This is a genomic window from Bradyrhizobium zhengyangense, assembly GCF_022012435.1.
GTDB lineage: Bacteria > Pseudomonadota > Alphaproteobacteria > Rhizobiales > Xanthobacteraceae > Bradyrhizobium > Bradyrhizobium zhengyangense.
This window is the reverse complement of the sequence record NZ_JAKLUA010000048.1, coordinates 1-12512: the sequence shown is the minus strand read 5'-3', so window position 1 is coordinate 12512 and position 12512 is coordinate 1. Positions and strand designations below refer to the sequence as shown.

The 12512-nt window shown below is 58.4% G+C and carries 9 protein-coding genes and 1 pseudogene; 5 read left to right on the top strand and 5 right to left on the bottom strand.

Annotated elements, in window-relative coordinates:
* Nucleotides 1-706: 706 nt before the first annotated feature.
* Entirely contained in the window at nt 707-913 is a 207-nt protein-coding gene (locus tag L6637_RS41520; protein ID WP_128929882.1) for a cold-shock protein, read from the bottom strand.
* A gap of 1135 nt (nt 914-2048) precedes the next feature.
* Nucleotides 2049-2282 (bottom strand): hypothetical protein, encoded by a 234-nt coding sequence (locus L6637_RS41515; protein WP_232995634.1) that lies wholly within the window; start codon nt 2280-2282, stop codon nt 2049-2051.
* Nucleotides 2283-2590: 308 nt separating this feature from the next.
* Here L6637_RS41515 and L6637_RS41510 point away from each other — a divergent pair.
* Nucleotides 2591-2852 (top strand): annotated as a pseudogene (locus L6637_RS41510) (transposase); the annotation flags it as partial.
* Nucleotides 2853-3431: 579 nt separating this feature from the next.
* Here the strand turns inward: L6637_RS41510 and rpoN are convergent.
* Complete coding sequence (rpoN, locus tag L6637_RS41505) at nt 3432-5036, bottom strand: RNA polymerase factor sigma-54 (RefSeq protein ID WP_128929881.1); 1605 nt, start codon at nt 5034-5036, stop codon at nt 3432-3434.
* A gap of 1262 nt (nt 5037-6298) precedes the next feature.
* On the opposite strand from rpoN, the gene L6637_RS41500 reads away from it, so the two are divergent.
* Nucleotides 6299-7384 (top strand): amino acid kinase family protein, encoded by a 1086-nt coding sequence (locus L6637_RS41500; protein WP_128955125.1) that lies wholly within the window; start codon nt 6299-6301, stop codon nt 7382-7384.
* Between the two features lie 580 nt (nt 7385-7964).
* On the opposite strand, the gene ectB is transcribed toward L6637_RS41500, so the two are convergent.
* Nucleotides 7965-9245: a diaminobutyrate--2-oxoglutarate transaminase gene (gene ectB, locus L6637_RS41495; protein ID WP_128929879.1), complete on the bottom strand. Its 1281-nt coding sequence runs from the start codon at nt 9243-9245 to the stop codon at nt 7965-7967.
* A 445-nt stretch (nt 9246-9690) separates the two neighbouring features.
* Nucleotides 9691-10416 (bottom strand): outer membrane protein, encoded by a 726-nt coding sequence (locus tag L6637_RS41490; RefSeq protein ID WP_128955124.1) that lies wholly within the window; start codon nt 10414-10416, stop codon nt 9691-9693.
* Between the two features lie 866 nt (nt 10417-11282).
* Here L6637_RS41490 and tnpB point away from each other — a divergent pair.
* The 3 genes from tnpB to L6637_RS41480 all read left to right on the top strand — a co-directional run bounded on the left by tnpB (nt 11283) and on the right by L6637_RS41480 (nt 12250).
* Nucleotides 11283-11549 carry an IS66 family insertion sequence element accessory protein TnpB gene (gene tnpB / locus L6637_RS42990; protein WP_367401008.1) on the top strand — a complete coding sequence of 89 codons (267 nt, stop codon included), beginning with the start codon at nt 11283-11285 and terminating at the stop codon, nt 11547-11549.
* Nucleotides 11550-11618: 69 nt separating this feature from the next.
* A complete protein-coding gene (locus L6637_RS41485; protein ID WP_232995633.1) occupies nt 11619-12020 on the top strand; it encodes a transposase in 402 nt (133 codons plus the stop codon).
* Nucleotides 12017-12250, top strand: a complete 234-nt coding sequence (locus tag L6637_RS41480) for an IS66 family transposase zinc-finger binding domain-containing protein (protein ID WP_232995632.1) — start codon at nt 12017-12019, stop codon at nt 12248-12250. The genes L6637_RS41485 and L6637_RS41480 overlap by 4 nt, the downstream gene beginning before the upstream one ends.
* Nucleotides 12251-12512: the final 262 nt, after the last annotated feature.

Sequence of the window (12512 nt, the reverse complement as noted above, 5' to 3'; positions counted from 1 at the left end):
CGCTGCGCGACAATCAGAGTTCAACAAAACTCTTGCGCGCGACAATCATCGCGGCAATCATCATCAGGCCGCGACACGCCTCGCCATCCTGATTGCCGCGCACTTCCTACCCAGATTGCCGCGCTACAGCCTAGATCAAGCCCCCATAGTTACACGCTCACAAGACGTGGCTTCGTTCGATCCAGCGTCAAATAGGTCCCGTGCTGGACTTGCGGCGAGATCTGCGAGCGAGCGTCGACAATGCCGGCTCATACGAGGAGTCCCCACCGCGCCCTGCCTCCCGCCCTGGCACCGATACGCTCGACCAGCGCTCTTCACACGCGGCCGGGCCGAGTTCTTACTTGAAGAGCGTCGCCCACAGGCAGCCGACCATCTCGCGTGCAATGGCGGTGGTGACGATCACCCCGGCTTTGCTGGCCGCCGACAAGGGGTGATAGAGGATGCACAGCTTGACCTGGGCTCTTTGCCCGCTTGTTGATTGGTCGGCGCGATTAGGATGATCCCTAAGTTGCGAACTTCCTCGCCGCGCACTCCTTGGGCCATCGCAACCGAAATCGTTGCCTTGTGTACATCCAGCCCTACGAAAATGCTATGGTTCATCAGGCCCGCTCCCCATGCTTGGGGTTCGGCGCCGGACCATCCGGCGCAACCCTCGATAGGAGCTTGCCGCGGGGCCGCCCGTCACCTCACAGGGCGGACAAAGGGTCTAGGGGATGCTGAGGTCCTCTGCAAAGGTTCGGCCTGCCGCACTGGTCCTGAGCTCGTAGCAAATTCGTATGCCTTCGGCTAAGTCGCTTCTTCCGGCTTTTGCGACCGCGCTGGCGTGTACGAATACGTCCGGACCTCCGTCATCCGGTCTGATGAAGCCATATCCCTTTCTTGCGTTGAACCATTTCACGATACCTGTTGCCATGTGTCGAACTCCGGCGTCTTCAAAAGCTAACAAAAAGTACGCACTCAGCCAGCGAAGCTCATGCCGCACGCAAGGGCGCTGTAGAACAATGTAAGATTGCGAAAGAAGGTAAAAAGCCGTCGGTATGCCATACAATTGCGTATCTCACTTGATGCGCTCGCTTGTGCTCCATGAAAAGTGCGATCGCGGCGCGACAAGATTGCGGACTTTGGTGCACTGTCAGCTTGCCGTTGCTCAACGCAAGGCGTCATTATCGCATGTCCGAGCGACGCAGGTTGGAAGAAGAGTGAAAGGTGGTGGTGACCGTCATTCGCCGTCAGGCGCACCGCTCGGCGCAAAGCGGTCGAGCAAGTGCGCCGGTCGGTTTGGATGAGATCTACGGCGGTGAAAGCGGACACGGCGCTAGTGGGGGCAGCTGTGGCCGCTCGCATGGAATCCAAGCGAGAGCTCATGTCGCTACTTCGGATATAAGATGCACCGCCGCTTGCGATTGCAGCGCCTCGGCGCCAAAGTGTTGGCAGAAGTATCCTGACAAAAGTCATCGAGCACCTGTTCTCGCGAGAGACCAATGCATCTATTCTCATTGGCCGTTAAGCAAGTAGCGTGCCGCGCCTTATGACAACGGGACCAACTGCCGACTAGGTTGCTCTGCCGTTTTGGTTCTGGTGATGTAGGAGTGTGGGAGAGACTATGCTCCTGCTCGCAGCATTGCCTCGGCCGCAGAACATTTGGGCCGTTGCCCAGAAGCTTGAGAGTGACGCTCAATCTCCTGAGATAGGTCCTGGCGCTATGAGGGAGAGGCTCTTGCCGCATGTAGGCGGTCCATGACGGTATGCGCGGCAGCAGTTGCAGCGCCCATGCTGCCATCGTTGGACATCTAACATGGGCAGCTGGCGCAAAACTAACAATAATCGTACTGCCTGGTGTTAGATCAAGCGCACCGTTGCTGAAACCCGGCGGACGCGCGCTTGGCCCGACAAGTGGCGCGGACGATCTCGGGGACCGCGAGCAGGCCTGGAGCACTTCGGGATCAGGTGCGCGTGCAGGATCGATTGCACCTCGTTCTTGAGCCGCGCGATGCCGCACGACCTGGTAGCGCCGCGCCGCTAGCCGACGCTTGCGTTCCGTCTCTGCGTCAGGCGTCCGGATCTGCGGCAGGTGCCGCGGGCGCCTGCAGACACGCGAGTGTGCCGGCATCGATCTTGTCGGTCTCGACTTGAGCCTGGGCGATCGCCTTCACCTGATGCGAATTGGCGACAATCACGCGTGCCACGAACGACGCCAGAACCGGCGACACCGCCACTCTGTTCGCGGTCGCTTCGACCACCACCGCATCACTGGCCAGCAGGGTCTTGCCAAAACCGTCCAACGCAGTCCGCGTCTATATCAATACGGCCCGCATGTCGGAGGCTGCCATCCTCCCAAACCACCACCTCTCCGAGGTTCGGACGTCGATGTCAATCACCCGTCGCACTTGCACCTCCTGCCAAATCAGACCACATGACGGGAGCTACGGGCGACACGACAACTACGGATGCGCGCTCTCAGCGCAACCGGGCTGGTCGCAGAGGCGGCCAGCTACTAACCCGAGCTCGTGGCTGATCGTATGCATCGGCCTGCCCGCACCTTGGTGCTCCCGGTGCCTCTCTCCCGATGGTTGCACCATACGCCACTATCTTGAATATCGCAGCGGGACATCGGCACCGAGAAACTCAAATACCGGTTACCAATCCGATCGAGCGCCTCAACGGCAAGATCAAGCGGCGATCCGAGGTCGTCGGCATCTTCCCTAACGGAGACGCAATCGCCGACCTAATCGATGCGACCCTGTCGAGCAGAACGACGAATGTGCGGTCCAGGCGCCCGCTACATGACGCCGGAAAGCATCGCGCCATTAAGCGATGAATTCATCGTCGGTCTGCCCGACGTGGCAGGCTGATGCCTTCCGACCCGCCTGCCGGAAAATCGCAGGTAACCTACCGTCAGCTACACCATGCCCCGGCAGGGTGCTGGCAGCGGAGCTTGCGTCAATTGGATCGAACGTCTCTTCGTTTCTCAGCATTTGAGGCGCGGTATCTACCCGTCGAGGAGCGGCCTAGGCATCAACACGGCGATCTTGTGAGACGAAGTGTTCAAGCGTCCCACAGGATGCTCGCCGATGGCATCTTATGGTTCATCAGTGCAGGGTTGACCAAGCAATTTAGCGGCAGAGCTCCAATCGATGCTTCGGATGCCCTGCTTAAACCAGTCAACCCATTTCTTGCTTATGAAAATCGCGTAGCAGCCTGAGAGAGGATCACGCTCACGCGGGGCCATCGGGGCTGCGAAAGGATGCAGCCGTTGCCCCTGAGCCTAGCAGAACGGCCGTCGGGGCGACTTAACGCCCCAATTGGCCGTCTTCAATCTAAGGGCTTTAGGCGGTTGGGGGCAATCCCCGGCGCCTAGCAAGCTTGATGGTCCTGCCTGACAGCTCAACTATGCGTTTCTCCGCCGCTGTGAACGAAATCCTTCAATAGGATCAAGCCGCCTCCGTACGGTCTGGGGAATTGAGCGGAGTCGTTGAGGAAACATAGCCGAGAGCAGCTTGCTTCTGGCGCCGTCGCTCCACGGACGGAGGGATGCCCATTTTGCCACGGTATTTTGCGACCGTCCGGCGCGCTATATCGATCCCAGAGGAACGCAATAGCTCGACGATTGCGTCATCTGAGAGCACTGATGCTTGGGCCTCGGAGTCGATGAGCCTCTTAATGCGGTGGCGAACAGCCTCTGCCGAGTGAGCCGTCTCGCCGACGGCTGAAGCAATGGATGGTTTGAAGAAGTATTTGAGCTCGAACCGTCCACGATTGGAGGCCATGTACTTGTTGTTCGTTACGCGTGAAACGGTGGACTCATGCACCCCCGCGGCGTCGGCCACTGCTTTCAGATTGAGGGGTCGTAGATGCTCTACGCCGTAGGAGAAAAAGTCATGTTGCTGACGCACAATTTCGCTCGCAACTTTCAAGATTGTGTTCGCACGTCTCTCAAGTGAACTTACCAGCCAGCGTGCATCAGACCACTTATTGGCCAGGTAGGCCTTGTCATTACGGTTGCGCATTTTGCCCTTGAAATCGCGATAATAAACCTGATTCAGCGAAATGCTGGGAAACGCTTCACTGTTCAGCTCGACTACCCAATTGTGGTGATGACCCCGGCGAACAAAGACATCTGGGATCAAAAGTTCCAGGCGCACCGAACCAAACTTATGTCCCGGCTTCGAGTCGAGTGACCGAAGTTCCGCAATCATATCGGCGATGTCCTCATCGCTCTCTCCGCAAACGCTGCGCAGGGCAGGAACCCCCTCAGGTACAAGAGCGAGGTTCTCAACCAGTGCCTGCATCGCTGGGTCATAGCGGTTGCGCTCGCGCAGCTGGATCGCGAAACATTCTTTCAAAGAACGAGCGAAGACGCCAGGAGGGTCAAACGTCTGCAATGTTGCCAGAACGAGATCAACATCTGTTTGCGAGGCCCCCAGCCGTTTGGCGGCATTTCCTAGGTCTTGCGGCAAGTATCCGGCGTCATCGACGAGGTCGATTAGATAGCGTCCGATGAGTCGCTTTGTGGGCGACGTCAGCGCGAGTCCGAGCTGCTCGGTCAAATGATCGCGGAGGGTGATCTCTTTCGGTACGCACGCCTCTAGATTATAGTCTTCCTGACAAGATCGGCTGCGGGACGCCTCTGTGCCGACGTCCAGCCGATCTTGGTCCGAATTCTGAGGAATGTCCTCATCAAATGGCTCGGAATGAAGATCGTCAAGCTCCGGGCTGGGCGCCGCGTCGAGCTCGGGGCGAGTGCCAGGGTCTACGCTCAAGCCGTCTTGTTGGCTATTGTCGAACGCGTCGCTGTCAAGATCACTAGCGTCGTCCGGACCGCTGGCTTCGCTGAAGAGGTCGGTCGTTGTTCCGGCATCCTCTTGCGTCAGCATGTCTATGTCGCGCTCCAGCAATGGATTGCACTCGAGCTCCTCCTCCACGAAATCAGCCAGATCGAGATTAGACAATTTCAGCAGCTTTATCGCCTTCGCCAGGCGCGGCGATAGTACGGCTGATTGCGATTGCCGAACATTCTGCTGATATCCCAGGCTCATTGTAAGGTCTCTCCCCGGCTGATGTACGGCGTCTGTATGCGAGTTACCAATTGATGTTCGGCACGCAGACGGTTGTGGATATGGAAGCGCAAGGCGATCTCCCGCCCTACAGGCGCAGAGTCCCCTCTCGCTCTATCTTCATAGAATGTTTGATGGCCGCCTGTGGGGAGGCCAAGGATGCGGCCTGCTGTTGATAGTCTGGTTCTGGTGAACCGAGACGAGGGCGCCACGACAATGAACTGTCCAGTTGGCAAATAGAATCTGCGTTCTGATTGCCAGAGGCCATAGTTTTTGCCGGGTTTCGCATCGAAGTTGTCGCGGCGACCTACGCCGCAGGCGTGTGTCATCGTCCGGCCTTTCCACACAATACGTTCTTGGCCTGACACGATTGGCGCGCCTCGATTGTTAACAGGCGCAGGACCGGACTGCTTACCGGCGGTGGTCGCTCCAGCTGAAAAAAAGCGAGGGCTTTGTGTCCCGGCGGGGCCCGGGCTGAGGTAGAGCGCATATAATCGCTTGGTGCTGTCCCCGCCGAGGGTGGCATAGGGTCCGGAGCGCTTTTTGCAACGCTCCGCTTGCCGCTGCGGTCGCAGCACCATCTTGGGAACGCGTTCCCAGAGGCGAGCTCTTCCGTGCAAGGCCGTATTTGGCCAAATTCTGGCTCGGCGCAGTGGGTCGCCCGTTCGAGTGAACCGGGCGAAACACGTCGCTCCATCGCAGGTCTGGGGCGGCAAGTGCCGGAGACCGGGCAGCAACAACGCGGCGTGCCGGACATCATTCAACGGACTGAGCAAGAGGCCTCCCGAGATCTGTTCAGTGGAAGCATCAGCAAGAGGTGTGCCAAGCCAGTACGCCGGATGCCGCTCATGTCCCTTGTTGATGATCTCAGGTAGTGATGCAGTACGACGGAGCTCGCTGCGGTGTGTGAACTAGCGGCCCGATCGACCTTTGTGGCAACCGCAACAATCAAGATGGGCGACATCGAACAACGCGGGATGGAGGTCTCAGGCAACTAGCGCGCCATTGTTTAGGTGCATCGTCCTGTGCTGCCGCAACACGCCCAAGCCGCCAGCGAGATGCCGGGCGGCGCTAATCGTGAGCTATCTCGTGGTACAGCTATTGCTGCGACGATGACAAGCCTAGCGCGAGGAGCAGCTCTCAAGAAGCAGCCGGATGTCGAGCGCGCGAAGCGGCTCGTCGTCTGATCTAATGCGGCGCCGGGTGAGTTAAAGCAAGTGATCTCGCACGTTGGGCCACGGCGCATGTCAATCAAAGTAATGAAGTTTGGGGGATCGAGCTTTCGTGATGCGGAGGCGTACCGCGCTGTCTCCAGACATATAGTAGATAGGCTTGCAAATGACGCGCGGCAAGTCGTGGTCGTCGTTAGCGCGATGCACGGCCAGACGGACGTACTGAAGTCTCTAGCGCTCTCTGTGAATGAAATCTGCAGCACCGTTGCCTTGGACACCGTCCTGACAGCGGGAGAAATGATTTCCGCTGGACTTCTTGAGGCAGCATTGCAAAGACACTCGGTGCCGACATCATCGCTCTTTGGCTATTCGATTGGAATCAAGACATCCTTGGTTCTAGGTAGGACGGTCATCGAGGAGGTCGACAACAAACCGCTGCTAAAGGCGCTCGATTATGGCCGCGTGGTAATCCTTGCCGGAGCGCAGGGTCTGGATGAAGGTGGACGGGTCTCAATGCTCGGCCGCAATAGCTCGGATTTGACTGCGGTAATAGCCGCCGATATGGTGGGAAGTGGCGTTTGCGAAGTCTACTCGGATGTCTGTGGCATCTACTCCGCCGATCCGAGGATTGTGAGGCAAGCAAGGCTGCTCCCGACAGTCTCCTATGCCAACGCAAGTCGGATAGCACGCTGCGGGGCGAAAGTGCTTCACCATGGCGCAATCGACTATGCTGCCGGCCGGAGAATAGCCATCTCCTGCAAATCGTTACTGCCGAATGAGATGGCCGGTACTTTGGTGACTGACGCAGGAGGCGGGGTTTGCGTGGTCATCAACCCGTCAGCAACACGGGTTGCATTTCAAAGCGTCTTCGAAAAACGTAATGCTGAAGACGTTTTACGAAGGCTTGGTATCATGTGGATCGATCTCGAGCAGGATGAAAGCCCCGAGGGGTATTTGACGCATGACGCGGAGGCCGCGCTTACCGCTCTGCATCGGGAAGGCATCCACCCCGTGAGGAGTGCGCAGAAGATTGTTGTTTTAGCGCTCACCGGGTCCAAGCCAAAGACATACGAATTGCGAGATCTTGAGGCCGCTTCTTACTGTGCTCAGAGGGTCCATGCAGAGCTCCGCACTAGTGGGGTGGAAGCACCTCACTAGCCATCACCTCCTGATTGGCGATATACCGCGCTGCAGGTCGGGAGAGCCGGCTACTCACCGCGGAAATGAGTCGTCAGCGGCAACTTCACCTCCCTTGTAGAAGTCTTGAGATGGCTTGTCACGATGACCATCGCCGAGCGGACCGATCCTTCGATAAGTGCATTCCGCTACTGGGCAGTTGAGTTACGCAACGCCAGAACGCACGATCTGCCAGGTGCCTGCCAGGCAAGTGATGCGCAACCAATTACCGCGCGCCCAACATGCAAACGGCCTTCGTTAGCCTACTGGTTCTGTAGCCGGGCTCACCGTGAGTGCGGGCGGTTAGCGTATCCGTATCCGAGTCCAGGTTGACCTGGGCCGCAGTGTGATGCGGGTAGGCGACCTGCCCGACGACTAGGCCCGTCCCCAGGGAGCTAGTCGACTGAAGCTGGAACATGTTCAGGGAGAAACAAGAGTTAGACGGTCGTGGTACTCGAAGTGTAGCACCAGCGAGATGCGGAACAGGTGCTAGCCTGCCGCGGTGATCAAGCGTCTGGCGTGAGGCCTCGCCGAGGCAGCGAGGCCCGATGCAGATGTCATGTCAGAGCGGGGCTGCTTCCGCTAAGCTATCTTCAAAGATGTCCAAACCCTTAGTCAGCGTCTCCGGGTCGATCGTTAGCGGAGGAAAGAATTTGATGACCTCGTCCGCCGGGCCGCATCGTTCAATGATGAGGCCCCTATCGTACGCCTTGCGTGCTGCAGTCTCAGCGAGGTGAGTATTTCGGCAATCAAAGCCGAGCGCCATTCCGCGGCCGCGGACAGTGAAGTGGTCTCCATGCGCGCGCGCAATAGCATTAAGCCGGTGACGCATCAGCGTTCCCAGTCGATAAATGCTTTGCGAAAAGATCTCAGTGCGCCAGTAGATATTCAAAGCTGCAGTTGCAGAGACAAGCGCTAGGTTATTTCCTCGAAAGGTGCCCGTGTGCTCTCCCGGTTCCCATATATCAATTGCCTCTTTGATCAACAACATGGATAACGGCAGACCATATCCACTTAAGGACTTCGACAATATTACGACATCTGGTGACAACTCGGCGAACTCAAAGCTGAAGAAATCGCCAGTACGGCCGCAACCCATCTGAATATCGTCGACGATAAATATGGCTCCAATCTCTGCCGCTAGGGCTTGTACGGATCGTAGCCATTCCTTTTGAGCGACGTTGATGCCGCCCTCCCCCTGTACTGTTTCAAGGAGAATGGCGGCTGGCGCATCGATGCCGCTGCTAGAGTCCAGCAATATGTTCCGCAGGTGCTCCGCCGTATCAATCTCATCTCCAAGATAACCATCATAGGGCATTATCGTGACGCCGGACAGGGGGACTCCACTGGCTTCGCGAAGAAAGCGACTGCTGGTCGCAGCCGCGGCGCCGAGACTGAGGCCATGATAACCACGTGTGAATGAAATGATGTTGTGGCGCCCGGTTACTTTACGCGCCAGCTTCAATGCCGCCTCAACGCCATTGGCACCTGTAGGTCCAGTAAATTGAAATCGATAATCCAAGCCCCGCTCACGAAGAATAACTGAGTTGAAAGTCTCCATAAAGTCGACCTTGGCCGGAGTGGCCATATCGAGGCCGTGAACGACAGCATCAGATCCCAGATATTCTGTAATAGCTGCCTTTAGCTGATGATTGTTGTGGCCGTAATTGAGCGCTCCAGCCCCGGAAAAGAAGTCGATGAACCGTTCGCCCGTCTCGCTTAGCAGAAAGGGCCCGCGCGCATGACTAAAGCACGCTGGGAAGAGACGCGAGTACAGGCGAACGTTGGATTCCAACGTTTCTAACGTTCGAAGAGTACGTGAGGGGTCGGCAGAGTTATTCATGATCGCACCTTCACTTTGTCCATGAATATGGCTGGTGCACGTGACATACTCCACCATGCGGAATATTAAACCTCTCAGCGTTGGTAGTCCCTCGTCGAGCGAGGGAGAATCGTCGAGCCGGTGCGACGCTGTTGCGGTTTGGTCAGGAGGCCATTCACTAAGCGCGGCTTGAATACGGCTGGCATGCGCACTGTTGCCGATGCCGGACGGCTCGCCGTGGCAATATCAAGCTTCCAACATCGAGCTTGAGGCGGCGATATAGGGACTCGTCGGAGGCCAGACCGTGATCGCCGGGCGAAGCGAGCCTAATTATACGCAGCCCTCATGGATCAAGAGAGCTGATAACACCTATTGAAAGGCCGACGGCGATACAGGACGATGACCCTGGACAAAGAGCCCCGGCAGGCGCCGGGGCCCTCGATCATTGATTGAGAAACTGAGATCCTTATTTGCTCGCGAGTGGCCAGCCAAACTTGTAGTTGAGGCGGGCGGTGACGAGATCAAAGTCCTGACGAATGCGGTCGTTTCCTAGTCCTGTTGCGAAGCTAACGTCACTAGCCGGCATGAACACGTGGTCGTACTCGATGCCAGCTGACCAGTTCGGTGTTAGGCTAATCTCAAGACCGGCACCGGCCGTACCTCCCCAACGTGTGGTATCCGCGTCGCCCAGAAAGCCAGCCGAATTAGTGATCCGATAAGTGCTCCCTACCACAGCCGCGCCCGCTTTGGCGTAGAGCAGTACGTTGCCGGCCGAATAGCCAATCTGGCCGGTCAGCAAGCCGAAACCGTCGATGTTTGTGTGATTGGTGGTGCCCGGGTTGGCAATGCTAACGTTTGAGCCGCTGAGATCGGCCCAGTTGCCCAGCCCTTCGAGTCCGAGCACGGTATTGCCGAATTGCCAACGATATCCAATCTGGCCCCCTACTGTGCCGCCGGTTGCGTCGTGAGAGCCCTCGGGGATAGAGCCGAGAAAATCCCAGGAGTTATGGCTCGAGCCCCAGCCGCCATTGACGCCGGCATAGAAGCCGCTCCAGTCGTAGAGCGCGATGACAGCCGGGCTGGGCGTCGGCGTATTCGGAAATGCGGGACGCGCGGCGAGATCTGCGGCAGACGCGGACGTCGCAGCGGCCATCGCAAGAATGCTCGCGCAAACGAGTGACTGCTTTTTCATTTCGGTTGTTACTCTCTTTAATGGCCCCCAGTGTGGCCGTTGTATCAGCGCTTACGCGAATTGCTGTACCTGAAGTGCAACAGAGCTCGACGATAGCAGAGCCGAACCTGACGTAGTGTCAGGTTGTGAAGAGATAGTGCGAGCATGGCGCGCAGGCGTCGGAATTCGAGGCGAACGAAGGCGCCTGCGGCGCTCGATGTTGCGTGTTGGCTCGTGTAGCAAATGATAGCTGACAGTGCGTGCCGGCTGCGGCCCGGATGTATACGCCGTTATAGGCTTTTGTTGAATGCGGAACGAGAGCGCGTAAGCGCTTAGCGAGAGCGGATAGCTGTGCGAAGAAGCGTCCGGCTTGGATCGAGGTTTAGATGGGATTAGACGGCAAAAAGGATGTCCATTTGGACGTCTCATCGGCGAGGTCGGTGAGCCGGCTGGAGGTTCTTGGAGGACCTTCGGGGCGCCGCGTGCGTTCGGAGGCTGAGAGCCGCCTCGCACGGCGGCAACACGCCTCGCTCCCGAAACTGCCGTCGCCAATCGTAGATCTGCTAGCGCGTCGCTCCGTGCTTGCGCGCCCCTCGGCCACCGCGACACGGGATAACAGACTCTCGGCGACTTATCCGAGTCGCATCCGACATTCGCGCCGCTGATCGTGGGAGATGCGTCGGAGGAGTGTCAAGTTCCGCGATCAAGCTTGAGACGCCGCAATCGACGATGTCGTGTTGCAGACGGATACGGCGACAGATGGCGAGCAGCTGTCCGGGGTGATCCGCAAGGTGCGAGCGTCACGATGATCGCGGCCGCTGCTGATAAGAGTTACATTGCAACCGGCCGATCGACTTCCACTGTCGCCACGATGGGCTTACGGCGAAGTGCAGGAGATACTTCGTCTTGATCCATTCAGCGGAGGCGCCTTCGCGTTCCGATCGAAACGAGCGGACCGGATCAAGACTTTTGTCTGGGATCGAACGGGCCTGGTGTTGGTGCACAAGCGTCTTGAAGGTTGCAAGTTCGTTTGGCCAACGATCGCAGACGGCGTGATGCGGATATCACCGGCGATGTTCGCGGCACTGTTCGAGGGGCTGGATTGGAGGTTGGTCCGCCCGGAAGAAGCACGGCGCCCCCAGGCGGCGGGATAACTGCGGCAGAATGACTCGGCAGCTATTTTGAGCGTGGCACGCGCGGCGGCGATGTGCTCGAAATAGCGCATGAGCATCGCGGCGCTGCGCGACGAAAATGAACAACTGAAAGCCCTTTTGGCGCAAACGCGGGCGGCCTTGAGCGAGCATCAGGGGGCGCTGGCGGCGTCGGAGGAAGCGCAGCGTCGGCTGGAGGTCATCCTCGGCGAATTGCGGCGCGACAGGTTCGGCGCGAAATCCGAGAAGCTGCGGCCAGATCAGTATCATTTACCGTTGGAAGACGTGGAGATCGCGCAAGGCATCCTGGACGCGGCGCAGGAGAGAGCCGAGGCTGTGATCAAGGGCCGATCGCGGAGCGTACCGGATCAAGGTTCTCATCGCAATCGCGGCTGCTTGCCTGCCCATTTGCCGCGCGTGGAACGGATCATCGAGCCTGCGAGCACGCTCTGCCCGTGCGGTTGCGGACCATGACGAAGATCGGCGAGGACGTCAGCAAGCGCCTTGACGTGATCCCGGCGCAATGGCGCGTGCTGGTCACACGCCGCCCGAAATACATCTGCCGCCGCTACTCCGGCACTGTCGTGCAGGCGCATGCGCCGGAGCACGTCGTACTCAGCGGGCCGCCGACCGAAGCGGCCATTGCGCACGTGATCGTCTTGTCGCGCGGCGATCAGGATGGAAGGCAGCGTCAATCAAGGTGAGAGAGTTTCGCTGGGCTCGTGACGTAGGGAGGGCGTAGCCCGACCGGAGTTACGAGCCCAGCGTCGGCGCGATCCCTAGGAGGACCGCGCCGACTGGTGATCGCGGCCGGTCGGGATTATGCAAGTGGTTCTTCCGCCAAGAGGAATCACTCGCGTGCCCGGCCGACACATCACAGATCACCAGATGAGATGGGATGGTTGCCGCCCTCCCCAGACGGCATCGTAATGTGCCAAGAACGCAGTGTTTGAACCCCGAAGCGAA

What these genes read in the sequence shown, in the direction of transcription:
- L6637_RS41500 (WP_128955125.1), top strand. Translation starts at nt 6,299, where the DNA reads ATGTCAATCAAAGTAATGAAGTTTGGGGGATCGAGCTTTCGTGATGCG.
- L6637_RS41480 (WP_232995632.1), top strand. Translation starts at nt 12,017, where the DNA reads ATGACGAAGATCGGCGAGGACGTCAGCAAGCGCCTTGACGTGATCCCG.
- rpoN (WP_128929881.1), bottom strand. Translation starts at nt 5,036, where the DNA reads ATGAGCCTGGGATATCAGCAGAATGTTCGGCAATCGCAATCAGCCGTA.
- L6637_RS41490 (WP_128955124.1), bottom strand. Translation starts at nt 10,416, where the DNA reads ATGAAAAAGCAGTCACTCGTTTGCGCGAGCATTCTTGCGATGGCCGCT.
- L6637_RS41520 (WP_128929882.1), bottom strand. Translation starts at nt 913, where the DNA reads ATGGCAACAGGTATCGTGAAATGGTTCAACGCAAGAAAGGGATATGGC.
- ectB (WP_128929879.1), bottom strand. Translation starts at nt 9,245, where the DNA reads ATGAATAACTCTGCCGACCCCTCACGTACTCTTCGAACGTTAGAAACG.
- L6637_RS41485 (WP_232995633.1), top strand. Translation starts at nt 11,619, where the DNA reads ATGAGCATCGCGGCGCTGCGCGACGAAAATGAACAACTGAAAGCCCTT.